General features: G+C 64.5%; 20 protein-coding genes and 1 tRNA gene. 2 read left to right on the top strand and 19 right to left on the bottom strand.

Features of this window, described 5'->3' with window-relative positions:
- Nucleotides 1-32: 32 nt before the first annotated feature.
- From atpD to argS, 19 genes are all read right to left on the bottom strand, one after another.
- Nucleotides 33-1,487: a F0F1 ATP synthase subunit beta gene (gene atpD / locus A5636_RS19770; RefSeq protein ID WP_065160316.1), complete on the bottom strand. Its 1,455-nt coding sequence runs from the start codon at nt 1,485-1,487 to the stop codon at nt 33-35.
- Nucleotides 1,488-1,510: 23 nt separating this feature from the next.
- Nucleotides 1,511-2,431 (bottom strand): F0F1 ATP synthase subunit gamma, encoded by a 921-nt coding sequence (locus A5636_RS19765; protein WP_065160315.1) that lies wholly within the window; start codon nt 2,429-2,431, stop codon nt 1,511-1,513.
- A gap of 6 nt (nt 2,432-2,437) precedes the next feature.
- Nucleotides 2,438-4,147, bottom strand: coding sequence for a F0F1 ATP synthase subunit alpha (atpA, locus tag A5636_RS19760; protein WP_065160314.1), 1,710 nt, complete (start codon nt 4,145-4,147; stop codon nt 2,438-2,440).
- Nucleotides 4,148-4,209: 62 nt separating this feature from the next.
- A complete protein-coding gene (locus A5636_RS19755) occupies nt 4,210-5,553 on the bottom strand; it encodes a F0F1 ATP synthase subunit B/delta (protein WP_065160313.1) in 1,344 nt (447 codons plus the stop codon).
- Nucleotides 5,554-5,561: 8 nt separating this feature from the next.
- The gene (locus A5636_RS19750; protein ID WP_065160312.1) at nt 5,562-6,089 is read right to left on the bottom strand and encodes a F0F1 ATP synthase subunit B; all 528 of its coding nucleotides are present in this window, start codon (nt 6,087-6,089) and stop codon (nt 5,562-5,564) included.
- Nucleotides 6,090-6,098: 9 nt separating this feature from the next.
- Nucleotides 6,099-6,353, bottom strand: a complete 255-nt coding sequence (locus A5636_RS19745) for a F0F1 ATP synthase subunit C (RefSeq protein ID WP_065160311.1) — start codon at nt 6,351-6,353, stop codon at nt 6,099-6,101.
- 43 nt (nt 6,354-6,396) lie between these two features.
- Nucleotides 6,397-7,149, bottom strand: a complete 753-nt coding sequence (atpB, locus tag A5636_RS19740) for a F0F1 ATP synthase subunit A (RefSeq protein ID WP_065160423.1) — start codon at nt 7,147-7,149, stop codon at nt 6,397-6,399.
- On the bottom strand, nt 7,142-7,633 hold the full coding sequence (locus tag A5636_RS19735) for an ATP synthase subunit I (protein WP_065160310.1): 492 nt from the start codon (nt 7,631-7,633) through the stop codon (nt 7,142-7,144). The genes atpB and A5636_RS19735 overlap by 8 nt, the downstream gene beginning before the upstream one ends.
- 226 nt (nt 7,634-7,859) lie before the next feature.
- Nucleotides 7,860-9,068, bottom strand: a complete 1,209-nt coding sequence (rfe, locus tag A5636_RS19730; protein ID WP_155763909.1) for a UDP-N-acetylglucosamine--decaprenyl-phosphate N-acetylglucosaminephosphotransferase — start codon at nt 9,066-9,068, stop codon at nt 7,860-7,862.
- Between the two features lie 67 nt (nt 9,069-9,135).
- Nucleotides 9,136-9,789 (bottom strand): L-threonylcarbamoyladenylate synthase, encoded by a 654-nt coding sequence (locus tag A5636_RS19725; RefSeq protein ID WP_065160309.1) that lies wholly within the window; start codon nt 9,787-9,789, stop codon nt 9,136-9,138.
- A complete protein-coding gene (gene prmC / locus A5636_RS19720) occupies nt 9,782-10,630 on the bottom strand; it encodes a peptide chain release factor N(5)-glutamine methyltransferase (RefSeq protein WP_065160308.1) in 849 nt (282 codons plus the stop codon). Before prmC ends, A5636_RS19725 begins: the two co-directional genes overlap by 8 nt.
- On the bottom strand, nt 10,627-11,703 hold the full coding sequence (gene prfA, locus A5636_RS19715) for a peptide chain release factor 1 (RefSeq protein WP_065160421.1): 1,077 nt from the start codon (nt 11,701-11,703) through the stop codon (nt 10,627-10,629). The genes prmC and prfA overlap by 4 nt, the downstream gene beginning before the upstream one ends.
- Before the next feature lie 89 nt (nt 11,704-11,792).
- On the bottom strand, nt 11,793-12,044 hold the full coding sequence (gene rpmE, locus A5636_RS19710) for a 50S ribosomal protein L31 (RefSeq protein WP_065160307.1): 252 nt from the start codon (nt 12,042-12,044) through the stop codon (nt 11,793-11,795).
- Between the two features lie 100 nt (nt 12,045-12,144).
- Nucleotides 12,145-14,118 (bottom strand): transcription termination factor Rho, encoded by a 1,974-nt coding sequence (gene rho / locus A5636_RS19705; protein WP_065160306.1) that lies wholly within the window; start codon nt 14,116-14,118, stop codon nt 12,145-12,147.
- Nucleotides 14,119-14,377: 259 nt separating this feature from the next.
- Nucleotides 14,378-15,322 (bottom strand): homoserine kinase, encoded by a 945-nt coding sequence (gene thrB / locus A5636_RS19700; protein WP_437339847.1) that lies wholly within the window; start codon nt 15,320-15,322, stop codon nt 14,378-14,380.
- Nucleotides 15,323-15,327: 5 nt separating this feature from the next.
- A complete protein-coding gene (thrC, locus tag A5636_RS19695) occupies nt 15,328-16,410 on the bottom strand; it encodes a threonine synthase (RefSeq protein WP_065160304.1) in 1,083 nt (360 codons plus the stop codon).
- Nucleotides 16,407-17,732 (bottom strand): homoserine dehydrogenase, encoded by a 1,326-nt coding sequence (locus A5636_RS19690; protein ID WP_065160303.1) that lies wholly within the window; start codon nt 17,730-17,732, stop codon nt 16,407-16,409. Before A5636_RS19690 ends, thrC begins: the two co-directional genes overlap by 4 nt.
- 3 nt (nt 17,733-17,735) lie before the next feature.
- Entirely contained in the window at nt 17,736-19,067 is a 1,332-nt protein-coding gene (gene lysA, locus A5636_RS19685) for a diaminopimelate decarboxylase (RefSeq protein WP_253900653.1), read from the bottom strand.
- A gap of 83 nt (nt 19,068-19,150) precedes the next feature.
- A complete protein-coding gene (argS, locus tag A5636_RS19680; RefSeq protein ID WP_065160301.1) occupies nt 19,151-20,803 on the bottom strand; it encodes an arginine--tRNA ligase in 1,653 nt (550 codons plus the stop codon).
- A 124-nt stretch (nt 20,804-20,927) separates the two neighbouring features.
- Between argS and A5636_RS19675 the strand changes: the two genes are divergently transcribed.
- Together A5636_RS19675 and A5636_RS19670 are read left to right on the top strand one after the other, a co-directional pair.
- Nucleotides 20,928-21,003: transfer RNA gene (locus A5636_RS19675), tRNA-Arg, on the top strand.
- 93 nt (nt 21,004-21,096) lie between these two features.
- Complete coding sequence (locus A5636_RS19670) at nt 21,097-21,408, top strand: hypothetical protein (protein WP_065160300.1); 312 nt, start codon at nt 21,097-21,099, stop codon at nt 21,406-21,408.
- Nucleotides 21,409-21,532: the final 124 nt, after the last annotated feature.

Raw genomic sequence — 21,532 nt, 5'->3', positions numbered from 1 at the left:
CGTTTCTGTCTGGGTCAGGCCGCAGTTCCCTGTCACAGCTTGACGTCGAAGGTCTCGGCCTTCTTGGCCAAGTCGTCGAGCCCGCCGATCAGGAAGAAGGCCTGCTCCGGTACGTGGTCGAAATCGCCCTTCGTCAACTTGTCGAAGGCCTCGATGGTCTCCTTGACCGGCACTGTCGAACCCGGTTGCCCGGTGAACTGCTCGGCCGCCATCATGTTCTGCGACAGGAAACGCTCGATCCGTCGTGCCCGGTTGACCAACTGCTTGTCCTCCTCGGACAGCTCGTCGATACCCAGGATGGCGATGATGTCCTGAAGGTCCTTGTAGCGCTGCAGAATTCGGATGACTTCTTGCGCAACACGGTAGTGCTCGTCACCGACGACGCCGGGGTCCAGAATGGTCGAGCTGGAGGCCAGTGGGTCCACGGCCGGGAAGATGCCCTTGGAGAACACCGATCGCGACAGCTCCGTGGTGGCGTCGAGGTGCGCGAACGTGGTAGCCGGGGCCGGGTCGGTGTAGTCGTCGGCGGGCACGTACACGGCCTGCATCGACGTAATCGACTTGCCTCGGGTCGAGGTGATGCGTTCCTGCAGTTCGCCCATCTCGTCCGCCAGAGTGGGCTGGTACCCCACCGCCGAAGGCATACGACCGAGCAGGGTCGACACCTCCGAACCGGCCTGGGTGAACCGGAAGATGTTGTCGATGAACAACAACACGTCCTGGCCCGCCTCGTCACGGAACCATTCCGCCATCGTCAGTGCGGACAAGGCGACCCGCATACGGGTGCCGGGCGGCTCGTCCATCTGACCGAACACCAGCGCGGTGTCCTTGAGCACGTCGGCTTCCTGGAGTTCAACCCACAGGTCGTTACCCTCACGGGTGCGCTCCCCGACGCCGGCGAAAACCGATGTGCCACCGAAGTTTCGGGCAATACGGTTGATCATCTCCTGGATCAGCACCGTCTTGCCCACGCCGGCACCACCGAACAGCGCGATCTTGCCGCCACGCACGTAGGGCGTCAGTAGGTCGACGACTTTGAGGCCGGTCTCGAGCATCTCGGTCCGGGGCTCAAGCTCTTCGAAGGACGGCGGCTTGCGGTGAATCGACCAGTGATCGAAGTCTTCTCCGTATCCCTCTTTGTCCAGGCAGTGACCCAAGGCGTTGAAGACGTGGCCCTTGACGCCCTCACCGACCGGCACCGTGATGGACTTACCGGAGTCGATTACCTCCACACCGCGGACCAGGCCATCGGTCGGCTGCATCGAGATCGCGCGCACCAGGTTGTCACCGAGGTGCTGGGCCACCTCCAGAGTGAGTGTCTTCGCCATCGACTCGAAAGTGATTTCGGCGGTGAGGGCGTTGAACAGCTCCGGCACAGAACCCCGCGGAAACTCGACGTCGACGACGGGCCCGGTGATCCGAACCACACGGCCGGTGGTGTCGGAACTCTCCGACTTCTTGTCGGTCTTTTCGTCAGTTGCAGTCATGCTCTTTTCGCTTCCTCGTGGGACTACTTGGCGGCGTCGGCGAGCGCGTTCGCGCCACCGACGATTTCGCTGATCTCTTGGGTGATTTGGGCTTGCCGCTCGCGGTTGGCTTGCAGCGTCAGGTCTTTGATGAGGTCATCGGCGTTGTCGGTGGCCGACTTCATCGCGCGCTGGCGCGAAGCCAACTCCGATGCAGCCGATTCCAAGAGCGCCGCATACACGCGGGTGGTGATATACCGCGGCAGCAGTGCGTCGAACAACGTGGTCGCATCGGGTTCGAACGAATACAGCGTGCTCGGACCGGTGTCTTCCTCGACGTACTCAACCACCAACGGAGCCATCCGGTGGGCGACCGCCGTCTGGGACATCATCGACTTGAATTCGGAGTACACGATGTGCAATTCGTCGACGCCCTGGACGTCATTCGACTCGCCGTCATCGTCCTCGCCGGCGCCCTTCATGAACGCATCGACCAGAGCCTCGCTGATCTCCGAAGCGTTCTCCACCTGAGGTTGCTCGGAAAAGCCTGACCACGACTCGACAATGTCCCAGTTCCGAAACGTGAAGTAGTTCTGAGCTTTTCGGCCCACCGTGTAGATGATGGGTTGCTTTCCTTCTTCCCGCAGCAGCGAAAAGAGTTCCTCGGCGCGACGGAAGATGCTGGAGTTGTACGCACCGCACAAGCCGCGGTCGGACGAGAGCACCAGCACCCCGGCTCGTTTGGGGTTTTCTCGCTCGACCAGCAACGGATGGTCCAGAGCGGCCTCGGCGGACAGCGTGTAGAGCATGCTGGTGATCTGCAAGGTGTAAGGCCGGGCGGCGTTCAGCCTGGTCTGCGCCTTGCCGATGCGCGAGGTCGCGATCAGCTCCTGAGCCTTGGTGATCTTCTTGATCGACCCGGCCGAGCGGATCCTCGACCGTAGTTCGCGGAGTGTGGCAGCCATTGTTAGCTACTTCTTGTCCTTCTTGGCATCTCCGGACTTCTTGGACCCGCCGGAATCCTTCTTCTTCGAGTCCTTGTCCTTCGGCTTTTCCTTCTTGACCTGTACCGACTCCTTGCCCACTTCGTCTTCGTCCATGGCCTCGACGTGCTCGTCGCGCACCACCGACTCGCCATCGCTGGCGGCAAAGCCCTTCTTGAAGTGGTTGATGATGTCGGTCAGCTTGTCTTCGTCCTCTTCGCCCATCTTCTGGCTCTTACGCAGCTGCTCGAGGAAACCCTCCTCCGAAGCCCGCACGTGGTCCAGAAGTTCGGCCTCGAAACGCTTGACGTCTTCGACCGGCACCGAGTCCAGGTGACCGCCCGTACCCAGGAAAATCGAAATCACCTGCTCCTCAACGGGCATCGGCTGGAATTGCTGCTGCTTGAGCAGTTCGACCAACCGCTCGCCACGCGCCAACTGCTTCTTGGACGTGTCGTCCAGGTCGGATGCGAAGGCGGCGAACGATTCCAGCTCGCGGTACTGCGACAGATCCAGACGCAGCGAGCCGGCCACCTCCTTCATCGCCTTGATCTGTGCCGCGCCGCCGACTCGGGACACCGAGGCACCGACGTTGATTGCCGGCCGGACGCCCTGGTTGAACAGGTCGGACTCCAGGAAGCACTGGCCGTCGGTGATGGAGATGACGTTGGTCGGGATGTAGGCCGAGATGTCATTGGCCTTCGTCTCGATCACCGGCAGGCCGGTCAGCGAGCCGCCACCGAGATCGTCGGAGAGCTTCGCGCAACGCTCCAACAGCCGGGAGTGCAGATAGAACACGTCGCCGGGGAACGCTTCGCGGCCGGGCGGGCGGCGCAGCAGCAGCGAGATCGCGCGGTATGCGTCGGCGTGCTTGGTCAAGTCGTCGAAGATGATCAGGACATGCTTGCCGTCGTACATCCAGTGCTGGGCGATCGCCGAACCCGTGTACGGCGCAAGCCATTTGAATCCGGCGGAGTCCGAAGCGGGGGCCGCGACGATGGTGGTGTAGTCCATCGCGCCGCCCTCTTCCAGGGCTTGGCGGACGGCGGCGATCGTGGTGCCCTTCTGCCCGATGGCCACGTACACGCAGCGCACCTGCTTCTTCTCGTCCCCGCTCTCCCAGTTCTGTCGCTGGTTGAGGATGGTGTCGACGCACACTGCGGTCTTGCCGGTCTTGCGGTCACCGATGATGAGCTGGCGCTGGCCCCGGCCGATGGGGGTCATCGCGTCGACGGCCTTGATGCCGGTCTGCAGCGGCTCCTTCACGCCCTGACGCTGCACCACCGACGGCGCCTGCAGTTCCAGTGCGCGGCGCTCGTCGGTCTCGATGTCACCGCCGCCGTCGATCGGGCGCCCTAGCGGATCGATCACCCGACCCAGGTAGCCGTCGCCGACGGGCACGGACAGCACCTCGCCGGTGCGCTTGACCTGCTGGCCCTGCTCGAGCTGCTCGAAGTCACCGAGGATGACGGCGCCGATGCTGTGCTCGTCCAAGTTGAGGGCGACGCCCAAAACTCCGCCGGAGAACTCGAGCAGCTCCTGGGTCATGACCGACGGCAAACCCTCGACGTGCGCGATACCGTCACCGGCGTCGACCACGGTGCCGACCTCTTCTCGAGAGGTGTCCGAGCTAAAGGATTCTACGTACTCTTCGATCGCGCTCTGGATGTCATCAGCGGAGATTGTCAACTCGGCCATGGCTTTTCGTCTTCCTACTTCGGGGTTGTGATGACTAGTTCGTGCTGGAGTCCGGCGTCGTGTCAGTCGGGCAACTGAGCCTCGGCAGCGGCCAATCGAGATTTGAGGGTGCCGTCGATCACCTCGTCACCCACCGAGATCATGAGGCCTCCGAGGAGTTCGCTGTCGACGTGTAACTGAACCGTCACCGGGTGACCATAGATGCGGCTCAGCACTTCGATCACCCGCGTGCGCTGCGCGTCACTGAGTTCGGCCGCGGCACTGACTTTTGCGACAACCTCGCCACGGCGCGCCACCGCAACCTCAGCCAGCAGCTTCAGAGCTTCGTCGGCGGTCTGGCTGCCCCGCAACAGTTCGATCGTGTGCGAAAGCAGCGCCGCCGCAACCGGATTGATCCGACCGCTCGCGCTGTCGACGACTTTGCTCAGCAAGCCGACCCGACCCTCGACAGGTCTGGTGTGGTCGCCCAATAGGACGCCGAGCCGCGGTTGCGCGTCGATGATGCGGGAGATGCGGAACAGCTGGTCTTCGACTTCGTCGACCTCGTTGTCGCGTTCGGCTATTGCCAGCAACGCCTGTCGCGAGACATGTTCGGTGGCGTCGACCAGATCCGCGTTGGCCGACCACCGCTCAGCGACCGCGGTGCGCAGCACGTCGAGGGTGGCATCGCCGACCTTGCCGTCCAGCAGGCGTTCGAGCAGCTTGACCCGGGGCTGCGAATCGTCCGATGGGACAGTGAGGTACCGGGTGACCACGACTTCGCGATTGAGCAGCTGGGCCACCGACACCAATTCGTCGGCCACCGTCTTCAGTGCGTCGTTGTCCAGATCCTTGGCCACCGTGTCGAACCGGTCCACCAGGTTGCCCAGCGCCTCGCGGCTCGACGACCGCATCTTTGCCAGCACCGGGTACTCGACGTCGGCCTCTTCCGGTGCCATCTCGTCGAGTTCGTCGAGGAAGCGATCGACCGTGGCGGACCGCTGCTCGTCGTCAGCGACAAAGCTGCGCACCAAGTCCCGCGCCTGACGCACGGATTCGTGGCCCAGCTCCAGCCGGAGTTGGCGGGTGAGTTGCGCCCGCAGTAATTCCGTCTGGCGAACTCCCTGCGCCTTGATGCGTTCCGCTTCGGAATCCGCTTGCGCCTTCATCTGCTCGGCGATGCGTTCGGAGTCGCCCTTGGCCTCTTCTACGAGACGCTCGGACTCTTCCTTAGCCGACTCCACGGCCCTGCTGTGCGCCGTCGTCGACTCGGTGAGGCGCCTGGCCGCCTTGTCCGAGTCTTCCAATTGCTGGCGGACCATCTCTTGCCGGTCCGTCATCATTCTGCGTACCGGCGGCACGACGTACCGCCAGACCAGCAGCACGATGCCCGCAAACCCGATCAGCTGTCCGATAAATGTCGACATATAAGTGGTTATCCGGTCGCTTTTGAAGTCGCAGCGGAAGGAGCGACGTCAACTCCGAGGATCCGGCTGGCCAGCGTGGCCGACATGGCACCCACGTTGGCACGCAGATCCATTTCGACGGCGTCCCTCTCCCGCTTCAATTGTTCGTTGGCCTGGGCCAACGTCTCTGCCACCTGCTGCTCGGCCCGGGAGCGTGCGTCCTCGACGGTCTTGCGGCCCTCGGTCCGGGCATTGTCGCGGAACGATCCCGCCTCGAGCCGAGCTTCCTTCAGGGCCTCTTCGTAGTCGGACTCGGCAGCAGCGAATTGCTCGCTCGCTTTTTTGGTGTCGGTCTGCGTTTTGGCGACCATCGCATCGCGTTCCCGCAGCACCCGCAGGATGGGCGGCACGACCCATTTGCTGATGACACCGAGCACGACCAAGAAGATGGCCAGCACGAAGAAGAACGTGCCGTTCGGGATAAGGAAGTTCTTCTGGCCTTCCGCTACGAGATCAACAGCCGAAGCGAGAAGGCGGACTTCGCCTTCAGGACCCATCACAGTGATTTACTGGGCACCCGGAGTGGCGAAGACGAACAGCGCCATGAACGCCAAGTTGATGAAGTAGGCCGCCTCAACCAGACCGACGGTGATGAAGAACGGCGTGAACAACCGTCCCTGCGCCTCGGGTTGCCGCGCAACTCCAGCGATCAGCGCGTTACCAGCGATACCGTCACCGATACCTGCACCGATCGCGCCGCCGGCCATGATGAGCCCACCGCCGATAAGGGCACCCTGCAGGATTTCGGGAGCTGCTGCCATTATTTATCCTCCTTGATAACTGGTAGTGGTCTACCAGGATTTTCTAGTGGTGGTCTTCGTCCAGTTCCATGGATTGGCTGAAGTACAGGACTGTCAGCAGGGCGAAAATGAATGCCTGGATCGCCCCGACGAACAAGTCGAACGATTTCCAGATGGCATTAGGCAGCCACAAGATATAGGGCGGGAACATCGCGATCAATGCGACCAGGATGCCGCCGGCGAAGATGTTGCCGAAAAGTCGCAGGGACAGCGAGATCGGCTTGGCCAGTTCCTCGACGACGTTGATCGGCGCCAAGATGGCGACGTGCCCCTTGAGCACCCTGAGCGGATGACCGATGATGCCGCGACGCCAGATGCCGGCCGCGTGGTAGCAAACGAAGACAAATAGGGCCAGCGCCAGCACGTAGTTGATATCCGATGCCGCCGCGGAGAGTGCTTCGGTCGGCTTCTCGCCGTCCTTGTACTGCAACGGGAGGACCGAGAGCCAGTTGGAGATCAGGATGAAGACGAAGATCGTCACCGCCAGCGGCAGCACGAATGGGGCGATACGCATCCCGATCGCGCTTTCAACCTGGTTGCGCATCTGAATGGTGACTGCCTCGAAGAACAGTTGCACCCCACCCGGTACGTCGGTCGAGGTGACTTTCGACTTCAGCCAGAACGCCAGCGCGAGCACGATCACCGCAGCGATCGCAGTCGAGTAGATCGTGTCGGTGTTTACCGTCAGACCGAGCCAAGTGGCCTCATGGTGCTCACCGACCTCGATCTGGGCCGCCGCCAGAAGCGACTCAGTCATCACCGGTGCCCCTTTCTTCCATCCCTTCCGATCCGGTCAATACCCCACCCGGTCCGGTCTCAAGCCCACTTGGCGCTCCTGTCCGCAGCTTCTTCCACACCGGAAGCGCAGTCGATGCCACCAGCAGCACCTGAAATATCGCTAAACCGAATACCACGCCCAACCCCTCGGGCCGAAAGATGAAAGCGATGACCAGCGCCAGGATGGTGATAAGCGCTACGCGCGACGCGGAGTTTATCGCCATCGATCTCTTCAGCGGATGGTCACGCGCGGTGATCGACTCCACCGAGCGGCGCACCAGCAAGGCGTTGAGCAAACCCAGCAGCAGCCCGACGCCGAAGAATGCGCCGACGACGGGGTGGCCGGTGTAGGCGGCGATCGCGGTCACCACCGCTGTGACGGCAATGCTGATGACGAACAGCCGAACGGGCCGGAACGCAACAGCGGGAAACACCAACGGCGCGTCTTGCGCTGGTGTCGTCACTGCAGCACCTCAATCCCGTGGTCTGGATGCGTGAACCACATCACTCTGATCTGTGGCCCGCCGAGCGTATCGCAAGGGTTCGCGCTGGAATCACCCAAGGGGTAGCTCCCTGTGTCGGTCGTCATTCGGCACGGCTGCATACGCTTCCAACGGGCCGGGGGGCCGGCAACCCGCGAGGTTTAATTCGGGGCTCTACCAGGACCGTACCATAGGAACGACGCACCTACTACCCATCGTCGTAGTCCTCGTTGCGGCGGCGCAGCAACGGGATGGCGGTCGCGACGCCCGCCACGACGATGGCGCCCAGCATCACCGCGGCGGTGTGGCTCGGGTCGAAAAATATGGTGCTCGCCGCACCGAACGCCACGATGCCCACCCACAGGTAGATCAGCAGGACGACGCGGCGATGCGAGTGGCCGATCTGCAGTAGCCGGTGGTGCAGGTGCATTTTGTCGGGACTGAATGCGCTGCGCCCGGCGCGGGTGCGGCGGACGATCGCCAGCAGCAGGTCAAGCATCGGGACGAACATGACGGCGACCACCAGCAGGAACGGTGACAACAGAGCAAACACGTCACGAGCCCCGTAGGCGTTCTGGGAAATCGGGCCGGCGGCGGTAGTGGACGCCGCGGCGAGCATCAGCCCGACCAGCATCGAACCGGAATCGCCCATGAAGATCCGGGCCCGGTGAAAGTTGTGCGGCAGGAACCCCAGGCAGGCACCGGCCAGCACCACCGAGATCACCGCGGGCGGGTAGTACAGCACGTCACCGCCGTGGTCGCGGAGTAGACCAACCGAGAACATGCAGATCGCCAGTGCGGTGATCAGTCCCAGTCCGGCGGCCAAGCCGTCGAGTCCGTCGACGAAATTCATCGCGTTGACGATCGAAACGGTCAACGCCAGCGTGAGCAGAATCGAGGACGCCTGATCCAGCACGATGGTGCCGACCCCGCCCACCGGGATGTACAGGACGCTCCACGCCACACCCATGGTGACCAGCACACTGGCGGCGGTGATCTGACCGGCGAATTTGGTCAGCGCGTCCAGGCCCCAGCGGTCGTCGATCAGGCCGATGCCCATGATCACCGCCCCGGCAACCAGCACCGCGGGCATGCCGGTGGAATAGACGAAACCGCGCGTCAGAGCTGGGAGTTGGGAGGCCAGGAAGACCGCGGAGGCCACGCCCAGGAACATCGCGAGCCCGCCCATCCGCGGGGTGGGCGTCACGTGCACATCGCGCTCGCGCGGATAGGCGACAGCGCCCAGCCGGGTGGCCAACACGCGCACCGGCCCCGTTGCGAAATAGGTGATGATCGCTGCGGTCAACCCGACCAGGGCGAGCTCACGCAGTGGGACGCCGGCGCTGCGATCCGACAAGGCGAGCAAACCACCGGCCAGGCTGGTCATGTCGCTGGACACCTCGAGACCGTACTTCACGAGCCTGTGAGAACGTTGGCCGCCTTTGGCCGAGCGTGGGGACATCGCCCCCACATGCGATACAGGGTCACTCGGTCAGGCTGGCCGCGTCCACGCCCAGCACCTCGGCGACCCGTTCGGCGCTCACCGGCCCCGCACGCAGGATGCGGACAGTGTTGCCGGTCAGATCGACGATCGTCGACGCGCTCTGCTGCGCGGCGGGTCCTCCGTCGAGGTAGACGTCGACGAGGTCGCCCAGTTGACGATGCGCCTCGCCGGCGTCGACCGCGGCAGGCTGGCCGGAGACATTGGCGCTGGACACCGCCATGGGACCAACCTCGCGCAGCAACTCGATGGCGACCGGGTGCAGCGGCATGCGCAGCATCACGGTGCCGTGTGCGTCCCCGAGATCCCAGCCCAGTGACGGCGCCTGCGTCACGACCAGGCTGAGCGCCCCCGGCCAGAAAGCGCGGATCAGATCGCGCGCGCCGTCGGGCATTCCGTACACCAAGCCCTCGATCGTGTGCCAGGAGCCGACCAGCACGCCCACCGGCATGTCGCGGCCACGCCCCTTGGCCGACAACAGCGCATCCACCGCGGTGCGGTCAAAGGCGTCGGCACCGATGCCATAGACGGTGTCCGTCGGCATGACCACCAGCCGGCCGGCCTTGAGCGCCCCTATCGCAGCAGTGATTCCACGGGCCCGCTGGTCGGGGTCGGCACAGTCGAAGATGTCAGTCACCCGCGCCGCTCCTCCTGGCCGTCACGAACCGTGGCCGTCCGGCCAGGTCGTTGCGGGCCACGATGTCGTCGAAAAGCCCTGTTTCGGCAACGGAATTCACAGTCAGTGCCGAAGTGCTGTCATCGTGCTCCACGGCGAATGATCCACCAGGACGCAGCCACCGCCCGGCGAGCCCCGCAACGGTGGGAATCACCGCCATTCCATCAGGTCCACCAAACACTGCGTGCGCCGGATCATGTTGAGCTACTTCGGGTTCCAGGACGGCATGGTCGGGAACGTAAGGTGGGTTGGCGACCAGGAGATCGACCTGAGCGTCGAGTTCCGCGAGCAGGCCCGGCGTGCGCACGTCGGCGGATATCAGTTCGACGCCGGTGCCCGCGGTGTTGCGACGCGCGTAATCCAGGGCCGCTGGGGAATCATCGATGCCGATGACGCGGGCGGCGGGCCAATGCCGGGCCAGCGTCACCGCCAGAGCACCCGATCCGGTGCACACATCAACGATGCAGGGCCGTGACGGAAGAGGTTGCGCCATAGCCCATTCCAGGATCGCCTCGGTTTCCGGGCGCGGAATGAACACGCCCGGGCCGACGTGCAACAACGCCGGACCAAAAGCCGTGGTCCCGACGAGATGCTGCAACGGGATCCGCTGCGAACGCTTGGCGACGAATTCGCGGTAACGATCGAAGAATTCATCGGCCGGCGGATCGAACGCGACCAGTCGGCCGCGATCGGTACCGGCCACATGCGCTGCCAACTGTTCGGCATCGTAGCGGGCCGAATCGATTCCCGCCTCAGCGAGGAGCGCCGCAGCGGAGTCGATCGCCTGCCGGAGCGCGGTCATGTCGCTTGTTGGAGCCGGGACTGTTTGTCGGCTTCGCTCAACGCATCGAAGAGGGCATCCAGGTCGCCGTCGAGCACCTGATCGAGATTGTGCGACTTGAATCCGATTCGGTGATCGGTGATTCGGTTCTCGGGGAAGTTGTACGTCCGGATGCGCTCACTACGGTCCACCGTGCGGATCTGGCTGGCGCGGTCGGCCGACGCGTCGGCGAGCGCTTGCTCTTCGGCCAGGACCTGCAGGCGAGCCGCCAACACCTGCAACGCGCGGGTCTTGTTCTGCAGCTGCGACCGCTCGTTCTGGCAGGTGACCACAATCCCGGTGGGCAAGTGGGTGATCCGCACCGCGGAGTCGGTGGTATTAACGCCCTGCCCGCCCTTACCTGAGGAGCGGTAGACGTCGATGCGCAGATCCGATTCGTCGATCTGCACCTCGCCGACCTCTTCAGGTTCCGGATACACCAGCACGCCGGCAGCCGAAGTATGCACGCGCCCTTGAGATTCCGTTACCGGCACCCGCTGCACGCGGTGCACCCCGCCCTCGAATTTCATTCGCGACCAGACCCCGTCGACCGAATCACCTTTGCTGGCAATGGCCAAGGTGGCATCTTTATAGCCGCCGAGATCCGAAGTGGTTTCACCCAGTACCGTCACCGTCCAGCCGTGCCGCTCGGCGTAGCGGATGTACATCCGGGCCAGGTCCGCGGCGAACAACGCCGACTCTTCGCCGCCCTCACCGGACTTGACCTCCAGCAGGATGTCGTCGGCGTCGTGCGGGTCGCGCGGAGCCAGCATGTCGGTGAGTTGGTCGTCCAACTCGGCGACCCTGGCTTGCAGCTCGGTGACCTCGTCGATGAATGAGTCGTCATCGGCGGACAGCTCCCGCGCGGTCTCCAGGTCTTCGCGGGCGGACACCAACTTGCGGTGGGTGGCCACGATCGGAGCCAGCCGGGCAAAGCGACGCCCGACTTTGCGCGCTTCGTCGGGTTTGCTGTGCAGGTCGGGGTCGGCCAGCGCCTGCTCGAGCTCCGCGTGCTCGGCGAGCAGGACGTCAATTGTCTGCACCGGCGGCGTCATGGTCACCTCCCTACTGCGAGCTTGCGCCTAAACGCGAACCGACGCCCGGCCCGTGCGGATGATGCACAGTTCGGGCGTCGGAAAGCGGGCTATTTGTCGGCTTGACCAGTCTCGGCAGCCTGGTCCGCTCCGGCCTTGCGCTTGCCGTAACGCTTCTCGAAGCGAGCCACCCGGCCACCGCTGTCGAGAATCTTCTGCTTGCCGGTATAGAACGGGTGGCATTGCGAGCAGACCTCGGCCACGATCCGGCCACCCGGCTTGGTGCTGCGGGTGGTGAAAGAATTCCCACAACCGCAGACGACGGTGGTCTCCTCGTAAGCGGGATGAATGTCAGTTTTCATGCTGTCCTCTTCGCTAGTCGCGCGCCCATTATGCCAGGTCAACTACTGCCTACCCAAACAGCGGGAGGCGCGCTGCTATTCCGGTGCGAGCTAGTCCCCGCTAGTCCCCGTCCATGCTGCCCGGTGTCGTCTTGGACACCTGCACCAGGAATTCGTAGTTCGTCTTCGTCTTGCGCAGCTGCGACATCAGCAGGTCGATGGCCTGATGCGAGTCCAGCCCCGACAGCACGCGCCGCAACTTGTGCACGATGCCGAACTCGTCGGGCGAGAGCAACAGCTCGTCCTTACGGGTGCCCGAGGGGTTGACGTCGACCGCGGGGAACACGCGTCGTTCCGAGATCTTGCGGTCGAGCTTGAGTTCGGCGTTACCGGTGCCCTTGAACTCCTCGAAGATGACCGTGTCACCGGTGGAGCCGGTCTCGACCATGGCGGTCGCGATGATGGTCAGCGACCCGCCTTCCTCGATGTTGCGGGCGGCACCCAGGAAGCGCTTGGGCGGGTACAGCGCAGTCGAGTCGACACCGCCGGACAGGATGCGGCCCGAGGCCGGCGACGCGTTGTTATACGCGCGGCCCAACCGGGTGATCGAGTCCAGCAGCACCACGACGTCCTTGCCCTGCTCCACCAGTCGCTTGGCGCGCTCGATGGCCAGCTCCGCCACCGAGGTGTGGTCTGACGGCGGCCGGTCGAAGGTCGAGGCGATGACCTCACCCTTGACCGATCGGGTCATGTCGGTGACCTCTTCAGGCCGCTCGTCGACGAGCACGACCATGAGGTGGCATTCGGGATTGTTGCGGGTTATCGCGTTCGCGATGTCCTGCAGGATGGTTGTCTTACCAGCCTTGGGCGGCGACACGATCAGCGCGCGCTGTCCCTTGCCGATCGGCATGATCAGGTCGATGACGCGGGTGGTCAGCCGGTCAGGAGTGGTCTCCAGACGCAGCCGTTGGTTTGGGTACAACGGCGTCAGCTTCTGGAAATCAGGGCGCTTCTTGACGTCCTCGACCGGTCCGCCGTTGACGCTGTCCAGCCGTACCAGCGGGTTGAATTTCTGCCGCTGATTGGGCTGTTCACCGTCCTTGGGCACCCGGACGGCACCGGTTACCGCGTCTCCGCGGCGCAGGCCGTTCTTGCGCACCATGTTCATCGAGACGTACACGTCGTGCGGGCCCGCGAGGTAACCGGAGGTGCGCACGAAGGCGTAGTTGTCCAGGACGTCGAGGATGCCGGCCACGGGCTGGACGACGTCGTCCTCACGCAGTTCGGTGTCGCCGCCGCCACCTTCGCCGGTCCGCTCACCCCGGCGCCTGCGGTCTCGGAATCGGCGGCCACGCCGGCCCCCGCGACCCTCTCCGTCATCGTCCTGCTGGTTCGAGCCGCCGCGCTGGCCACCGCCGCCTTGCTGGTCTGAGCCCGCGTCGTTACCGGAGTCGGCCGAGCGCTCGTCGTTCTTGGTTTCGCGCTCGTTCTTGCGCTCCCGGTCACCCTTTTGCGGCTCGTCGGCCTTGCCGGAGCCCTCGGTGGTCTCACCCTTGCCCGAATCGGCTGCACCGGCCTGCCGATTGGCGCTACGTCGCTCCCGGCGAGGTGTGTCGTTGGGTGCGGCGTTCTGCCCTTCCTGCGCAGCGGGCTGCTGCGCGGCAGGTTCCTGCGCCGCAGGTTCCTGCGCAGCGGTCTGCTGCGGGGCGGACTCCTGGGTGGCGGACTCCTGGGCGGGCTGAACAGCAGGCTCGTTCTGGGCCGGGACATCGGCTTTGACCGCGTCTTGAGCCGGCGCGTCGCCGCCCGACTTGCCGTTGGCCTGTCCCCGGATTTCCCGAATCGCGGCTATGAGTTCGTTCTTGCGCATCCCCGACGTCCCCTTGACGCCGGCCTGAGTGGCCAGCGCGCGAAGTTCGGGCAGCACCATGGTGGTCAGCGAGCCTGTCGGCGCATTGGTTTTGGCCTTAGAGACATCATTAGAGACACCACCTGAGACGTCATCTGAGACATCAGAAGTGCTAGCAGTTACGGCGCCCGACGGGTTTCCGTTGTCGGTGCTTTCGCCAGCCGTGATGAGGTCCGTATCAGTCACGGATTTCCTTTCTTGCCCCGGTGATCACGTCAATCGGGGATTCCTGCATTGGACAAGCAATCAGGCGATTCGCCGAGTGCGTCCAATAGTCGACTCTGAAACGGTGGTCGCCAGGATCTGCGACGAAGTCCGAGAAGAATTGGTGTTTGTCCTAGCGTCAACGCAGTTTTGCAGATGCAGATGCTGCAATTGCTGGACGGCTCCGAGGATAACCCGCTTCCTGGCGGGAAGCAAGCAACCCCACCGGCCACGCTGTGGATCAACCGGAGACGGTCACTCCCGGCTTCCAGCGAACTCCGTCGCCGGCAGTCATCTTCTTGATGGCGAATCCATTCGCGGTCCCATATTCCACCGCTTCGACGGGCAGTTCCGGCTCGGTACTGAGCACGATCAGCGAAGGACCAGCCCCGGATAGTGCCGTCGCTATATCAAGACGCCGCAGCAGCGCCAAATATTCCGCCGAAGGCGGCATCGCCGGTGCACGTTGGGGTTGATGCAGCACATCCTCGGTCGCGGCCATCAACAGGTCGGGGCGCTCGGTGAGCGCGACCACCAGCAACGCGGCACGGCTGATATTGAACCGCGCGTTTTCGTGACTGATCTCCGCGGGCAGCAGCACCCGCGTCTCGGCGGTCAACGACCGCTCCTCGGGGATCGCAGCGAACAAATGAATGTCGCGATGCAGGCGCAACGGAACCGCCCTGTAATCGGGCCGGCCGCTGCGATGATCGACCCAGGAAACCACCGCCCCGCCCAACACGGCGGCCGCGGCGTTGTCCGGATGACCTTCGAACTCCGAGGCCAGCTGGATCAGCTGGGCGTCACTTAGCGGAGTCGAATCCATCTGCACGACAAGGCCATTGACGACAGCCAGGCCGCTCACTACTGCCGCCGCCGAGGAACCGAGACCGCGGGAATGCGGGACGTCGTTGCGGCACCGGACCACCAACCCGCCGACCTGTAAGCCCACGGCATCCAGCCCGCGCTGGATGGCGCGCACCACCAGGTGCTCGGGGCCAAGTGGCACCTGGCCCGCGCCCTCTCCCTCGACTATCACTTTCAAGCCGGAATTCGTTGTCTCCACGACGATCTCGTCGCACAGACTCAAGGCAAGGCCGAGACTGTCGAATCCCGGGCCGAGATTGGCGCTGGACGCCGACACCACCGCGCTGGCCACCAGCCCGGCAGGAAGGACCGCCCCCAACGTCACTATTCCAGGCCTAGCTGCTCGACGACCAGGACCGGGTCGACTGGCAGCGGGGACACTTGCGGCATGTCCTTGAGCGCGGTGTCGGGATCTTTGAGTCCGTTACCGGTGACTGTGCAGACCACCGTAGAACCCCGCTCCACCCAACCGTCGTCGATCGACTTGAGCAGTCCGGCGATGCTCGCCGCCGACGCGGGCTCGACGAACACCCCTTCGGCACTGGCAACCAGGTGGTAAGCGGCCAGAATCTCCTCGTCGGTAGCGGCCAGGAACCGCCCGTTGGATTGCTGCTGTGCCTCGACCGCCGCGGTCCACGACGCCGGAGCGCCGATGCGGATCGCGGTGGCGATGGTTTCCGGATTCGGTACCGGTGCCCCGTGCACCAAAGGAGCCGCACCGGCCGCCTGCGTGCCCAGCATGCGAGGCAGGGTGTCGATCAGCCCGTCGCGGTGGTACTCGGTGTAGCCCTTCCAGTAGGCGGTGATGTTGCCGGCATTGCCGACCGGCAACGCATGAACGTCGGGCGCGGTACCGAGCGCATCGACGATCTCGAAAGCCGCCGTCTTCTGCCCCTCGATACGCACCGGGTTGACCGAGTTGACCAACGAGATCGTCGGGAAATCAGCGGTCATCTTGCGGGCCAGTTCCAGACAGTCGTCGAAGTTGCCGTCGATCTGGATGATCTTGGCGCCGTGCATGACCGCCTGCGCCAGCTTTCCCATTGCGATCTTGCCCTGCGGAATCAGTACGGCGCAGGTGATCCCGGCCCGGGCGGCGTAAGCGGCGGCGGACGCGGAGGTATTTCCGGTCGACGCGCACAACACTGCCTGCTGCCCGCGCGCAAGGGCGTCGGTGACGGCCATCGTCATCCCCCGGTCCTTGAAGGAGCCGGTGGGGTTGAGGCCCTCGACCTTGAGATGGATAGTGCAGCCGGTCTTCTCGGACAGGCGCGGTGCCGGAATCAGGGGCGTGCCGCCTTCGAACAGGGTCACCGGGGTCCAGTCGTCGCCTACCGGTAACCGGTCCCGGTACGCGGCGATCAGGCCGAGCCAGGGCTGATGCACGGCCGTCCGCGGCGCGTTCATAAGTCGGTTCCTTCCAGTCGCAGCACGCTTTCCACGCCCTGCACCACATCCAAGTCGGCCAGCGCCTCCACGGTCTCCGACAGCGCGGCGTCGGTTGCCTGGTGGGTGACCACCACAATTCGGGCACCGACCCGTTGACCGCCCTGGTCCACCACGCCTTCCTGGCGGACCTCGGCGATGCTCACCTCGCGCTTGCCGAATTCGGCTGCCACCGCGGACAACACGCCCGGCTTGTCGGCCACGTTCATGCTGACGTAGTAGCGGGTAGCGATGAAACCCATTGGTGCCACCGGCAATTGGGCGTACCTCGACTCTCGGGGCCCGCGGCTGCCCAGCACCCGGTTGCGCGCAGCCATCACCAGGTCACCGGTTACCGCCGAGGCGGTGGGCGCACCGCCCGCGCCCTGTCCGTAGAACATCAACCGACCGGCCGCCGCGGCCTCGACCACCACCGCATTGAACGCCCCGTTGACCGAGGCGAGGGGATGCGACAGGGGCACCAACGCCGGGTAGACGCGAGCCGAAACCCGTTGCTGCCCTTCATCGGTGGTGATCCGCTCACAAATAGACAGCAGTTTGATGGTGCACCCCAGCGACTTGGCGGATTGGAAATCCGCCGGGGTGATCTTGGTGATGCCCTCGCGGTACACGTCGTCGGCGGTCACCCGGGTGTGGAACGCGATGGACGCCAGGATCGCCGCCTTGGCCGCGGCGTCATAACCTTCGACGTCGGCGGTCGGGTCCGCCTCGGCGTACCCCAGCGCGCCCGCGTCGGCCAGCGCACTGTCGTAATCGGCGCCGGTGCTGCCCATCGCCGACAGGATGTAGTTGGTGGTGCCATTGACAATGCCGGCGACCCGCAACACCGTGTCCCCGGCCAGCGACTGGGTCAGCGGGCGGATGACCGGAATGGCACCCGCCACCGCGGCTTCGAAATACAGGTCGACGGCTTCGCTTTCGGCCGCCGCCGCCAATTCCCCACTGGCGACCGACATCAACGCCTTGTTCGCCGTCACGACGGACTTGCCGTGTTTGAGTGCCGAAAGGATGGCTTTGCGGGCCGGTTCCACGGGGCCCATCACTTCCACGACGATGTCGACGTCGTCGCGCGAGACGAGTTCGTCGATGCCGTCGGTCAGCAAGTCGATCGGTACGCCACGGTCGTCGGCGACGCGGCGCACCCCGACGCCACGCAATTCCAGTCGGGCACCGATACGCCCCGCCAGATCGTCGGCACTCTCTTCGATGATGCGCACGACTTCGCTGCCGACCACACCCAACCCGAGTACCGCTACACCAACGGTCTTCCCGTCACCGGACACGGGTCACCTCACCTCCAAACTCAGCAGATCGTCGACGGTCTCACGACGTAGGACCAGACGGGACTTCCCCTCCCGCACCGCTACCACGGCGGGACGGCAAATCATGTTGTAACGACTCGACAGCGAATAGCAGTAGGCGCCGGTGGCCGCCACCGCGATCAGGTCGCCGGGCCGGATGTCGTCGGGCACCCAAGTGTCGCGGACGATGATGTCGCCGGTCTCGCAATGCTTGCCGACGAGACGGGCCTGGGTGGCCGGCGCATCGCTGACGCGCGAAACCAGTCGGGCGTCGTATTGCGCGTCGTAGAGCGCAGTGCGGATGTTGTCGCTCATGCCGCCGTCGACGCTGACGTAGCGCCGATTCGCGGTCGCACTCACGTCGACGTCCTTGACTGTGCCGACCTCATACAGGGTGATGGTGCCGGGCCCGGCGATAGCACGCCCGGGTTCGACCACCAGCCTCGGCGTCGGCAGCCCGGCGGCGGCTGACTCATTGCTCACGATCGCGTTCAGCTTGGTCGCGAGCTCGGCGATCGGCGGCGGATCGTCACCTGCCAGATATGAGATACCCAGTCCCCCACCGAGATCGACGGTGGATATCTGCGCGGCTTTGTCGAAGCCGAACTCGCCGACGACCTGGTCCAGCAAACCGATGACCCGGTGCGCGGCGATCTCGAAACCTGCGACGTCGAAGATCTGCGAACCGATGTGACTGTGCAGACCGACCAGCCGCAAGTGATCAGCGAGAAATACCTGGCGCACCGCGGCCATTGCGGCACCGCTGGCCACCGACAAGCCGAACTTCTGGTCCTCGTGGGCCGTCGAGATGAACTCGTGGGTATGTGCCTCGACGCCGACGGTAAGGCGCACCAGGACGTCCTGAACGATGCCCGCCTCTGCCGCGATGGCGTCCAACCGCTCGATCTCGAGCATCGAGTCCACAACGACGTGGCCGACACCGGCTTTCACCGCAGCCGTGAGCTCGCCCACCGACTTGTTGTTGCCGTGCAACGTGATTCGTTCGGGCGGAAAGTTCGCATGTAGGGCGACGGCCAGTTCCCCGCCCGTGCAGACGTCGAGAGACAGTCCTTCCTGCTCGATCCATTGGGCTATCTCACTGCACAGGAATGCCTTGGCTGCATAGTGCACGTTGTCCCCGCCACCGAATGCGGCAGCAGTTTCCTTGCAACGTGAGCGGAAGTCGTCCTCGTCGATGACGAACAACGGCGTCCCGTACTCCGCAGCCAGATCGGTGACCTTGACACCGGCGATGGCAGCTACCCCGCCTTCATCACGAACGGTGTTGCGCGGCCAGACATTCGGCGCCAGGCACAGGAGTTCCTCGGGCGACTGCGGGCGGGTCGGGGCGCTTACGTGTCGGCTGTCCTCGGCGTGCCGAGGGCCGGCGGGATGAACGTTCACATTCTCTCCGGGGCGGTGACTCCGAGGATGGCCAATCCGTTGGCGATGACCTGGCGGGTGGCCTGACACAGCGCCAGCCGTGCGGTGTGTAGGTCGGTGGGCTGCTCGTCGCCCTGCGGCAACACCCGGCACGAATCGTAGAACCGGTGGTAGTCACCGGCGAGGTCTTCCAGGTAACGGCACACCCGGTGCGGCTCGCGCAGGGCCGCAGCGGTTTTGAGCACCCGGGGAAACTCTCCGATGGTGCGCAGCAGCGTGCCCTCTTTGTCGTGACTGAGTAGCTCGAGGTGACCGGTGTCCGGTATCAGCCCAAGTTCGGCGGCGTTGCGGGCCAGCGCCGATAACCGGGCGTGCGCGTATTGCACGTAGTAGACCGGGTTTTCGTTCGACGCCGAGGACCACAGTGCCAGGTCGATGTCGATAGGGGTATCGACCGAGGAGCGGATCAGGCTGTACCGCGCCGCGTCCACGCCGATGGCCTCGACCAGGTCGTCGAGCGTGATCACGGTGCCAGCCCGCTTGCTCATCCGCACCGGCAGGCCGTCGCGCACCAGGTTGACCATCTGCCCGATCAGGACTTCGACGGTGGCCGGGTCCTCGCCGAAGGCGGCCGCCGCGGCTTTCAGTCGCGCGATGTAGCCGTGGTGGTCCGCGCCGAGCATGTAGATACACAGGTCGAATCCGCGTGCCCGCTTGTCCAGGTAGTACGCCAGGTCACCGGCGACGTACGCCGGCTTGCCGTCGCTCTTGATCACCACGCGGTCTTTGTCGTCACCAAAGGCGCTGCTGCGCAACCAGGTCGCGCCGTCCTTCTCGTAGATGTTGCCGGTCTCCCGCAGTTTCGCGATGGCCTCGTCGACCCGGCCGCTGGTGTGCATCGAGTCTTCGTGCGTGTACACGTCGAAATCGGTGCCGAACTCGTGCAACGACTCCTTGATGTGGTCGAACATCAAGTCGACGCCGATCTCGCGGAATGTTTCGCGCATCTGGGCGGCCGGCAAGCTGAGCGCGTCGGGTGACTTCTGCAGCACCTGCGCGGCGATGTCGCTGATGTAAGTGCCGGCGTACCCGTCTTCCGGAGCAGGTTCGCCCTTGGCCGCGGCGACCAGTGAATCGGCGAACCGGTCGATCTGCGCGCCGTGGTCGTTGAAGTAGTACTCCCGGACCACGACGGCCCCCTGCGTCGTCAGGAGTCGGCCAAGTGCGTCGCCGACAGCGGCCCAGCGGGTGCCGCCGATGTGGATCGGTCCCGTCGGGTTGGCCGAGACGAATTCCAGGTTGACGTGATGGCCGGCCAACAGCTGTGAATGACCGAAGCTGTCGCCGGCGTCGATGACGTCGGTCACGATCTTGGCCTGGGCCGAGGCCTCCAGACGCATGTTGATGAAGCCCGGGCCGGCGACCTCGGCGTTGGCGATCCCGTCGGCCTGCTGCAATGCCTCGGCCAGCCATCCGGCCAGCTCACGCGGGTTGGCGCCGACCTTCTTGCCCACCTGCAGGGCCAAGTTGGAGGCATAGTCGCCGTGCTCGGGGTTGCGTGGGCGCTCGACCGTGACCGTCGGGGGCAACGCGGACACGTCGAGGTCATGCTCGGTCAGCACCGCGGCGGCGGTGATTCTGAGCAGCTCAGCGAGGTCGGCGGGGGTCACGAGCGTCCATCCTATTGGCTGAGGTGCTTGCGCCCCGAATCCATTACCGGTGGTCGGACGATCGCCGGGATGCGTTAGTCTGGCGGGGCTGTTCAAGCCCCATGGCGCCATGTGTAGATCGTGCGCCCCCGTAGCTCAGGGGATAGAGCGTCTGCCTCCGGAGCAGAAGGCCGCAGGTTCGAATCCTGCCGGGGGCACCAGCTGACCAGCGCAGATGTGATCCCGCGCAAGATTCGCACAACAAGGGCGGGATGCAGCTTCGGCGTGGCCCACAAGGATGGAGCAACCACGCAATGACGACGACAAACCCCGGCACCAATATCCCGCTCCCCCGTGCTGCTGTGTTCGGCGACATCTGGGAAGGTGACGACGACACCGTCCACCGCGTCATCATGGGTGACAATCGCGGGATCACGGACAGCGACGTCATCGTCTGGACATCGGCGATTCAGTTCTGGGACGGCAGCATCGACACCGGCAACGAAGTCGAGCTGCCAGCGGTCCACATTGATGGCGATGTCAGCAGGCTCAGCAGGGATCAAGCTCTCGAGCTGGTCGCGGCCCTGGTCGACGCTGTCGCCGAAGTGGCCGTGTGGACGCCGTGAGCGCAGAACGCGACAAGCTGATCAGACGCCTTCGAGCTGCCATGGAAGCCATAAGCCCAGAACAGCTGACTCTAGACGAGCTATGCCGAATGGTTCCCATCGTGGAAGGCTGCGCCGAGCGCAT

It is taken from the genome of Mycobacterium asiaticum (genome assembly GCF_001673315.1).
In the GTDB taxonomy this organism is placed as follows: domain Bacteria; phylum Actinomycetota; class Actinomycetes; order Mycobacteriales; family Mycobacteriaceae; genus Mycobacterium; species Mycobacterium asiaticum_B.
Note: the sequence above shows the minus strand (reverse complement) of the source record. Positions and strands in the feature narration are given on the sequence as shown.

What these genes read in the sequence shown, in the direction of transcription:
- prfA (WP_065160421.1), bottom strand. Translation starts at nt 11,703, where the DNA reads ATGACGCCGCCGGTGCAGACAATTGACGTCCTGCTCGCCGAGCACGCG.
- A5636_RS19670 (WP_065160300.1), top strand. Translation starts at nt 21,097, where the DNA reads ATGACGACGACAAACCCCGGCACCAATATCCCGCTCCCCCGTGCTGCT.
- atpA (WP_065160314.1), bottom strand. Translation starts at nt 4,147, where the DNA reads ATGGCCGAGTTGACAATCTCCGCTGATGACATCCAGAGCGCGATCGAA.
- prmC (WP_065160308.1), bottom strand. Translation starts at nt 10,630, where the DNA reads ATGACCGCGCTCCGGCAGGCGATCGACTCCGCTGCGGCGCTCCTCGCT.
- A5636_RS19750 (WP_065160312.1), bottom strand. Translation starts at nt 6,089, where the DNA reads ATGGGTCCTGAAGGCGAAGTCCGCCTTCTCGCTTCGGCTGTTGATCTC.
- A5636_RS19745 (WP_065160311.1), bottom strand. Translation starts at nt 6,353, where the DNA reads ATGGCAGCAGCTCCCGAAATCCTGCAGGGTGCCCTTATCGGCGGTGGG.
- atpD (WP_065160316.1), bottom strand. Translation starts at nt 1,487, where the DNA reads ATGACTGCAACTGACGAAAAGACCGACAAGAAGTCGGAGAGTTCCGAC.
- rpmE (WP_065160307.1), bottom strand. Translation starts at nt 12,044, where the DNA reads ATGAAAACTGACATTCATCCCGCTTACGAGGAGACCACCGTCGTCTGC.
- A5636_RS19755 (WP_065160313.1), bottom strand. Translation starts at nt 5,553, where the DNA reads ATGTCGACATTTATCGGACAGCTGATCGGGTTTGCGGGCATCGTGCTG.
- thrC (WP_065160304.1), bottom strand. Translation starts at nt 16,410, where the DNA reads ATGAACGCGCCGCGGACGGCCGTGCATCAGCCCTGGCTCGGCCTGATC.
- atpB (WP_065160423.1), bottom strand. Translation starts at nt 7,149, where the DNA reads ATGACTGAGTCGCTTCTGGCGGCGGCCCAGATCGAGGTCGGTGAGCAC.
- A5636_RS19765 (WP_065160315.1), bottom strand. Translation starts at nt 2,431, where the DNA reads ATGGCTGCCACACTCCGCGAACTACGGTCGAGGATCCGCTCGGCCGGG.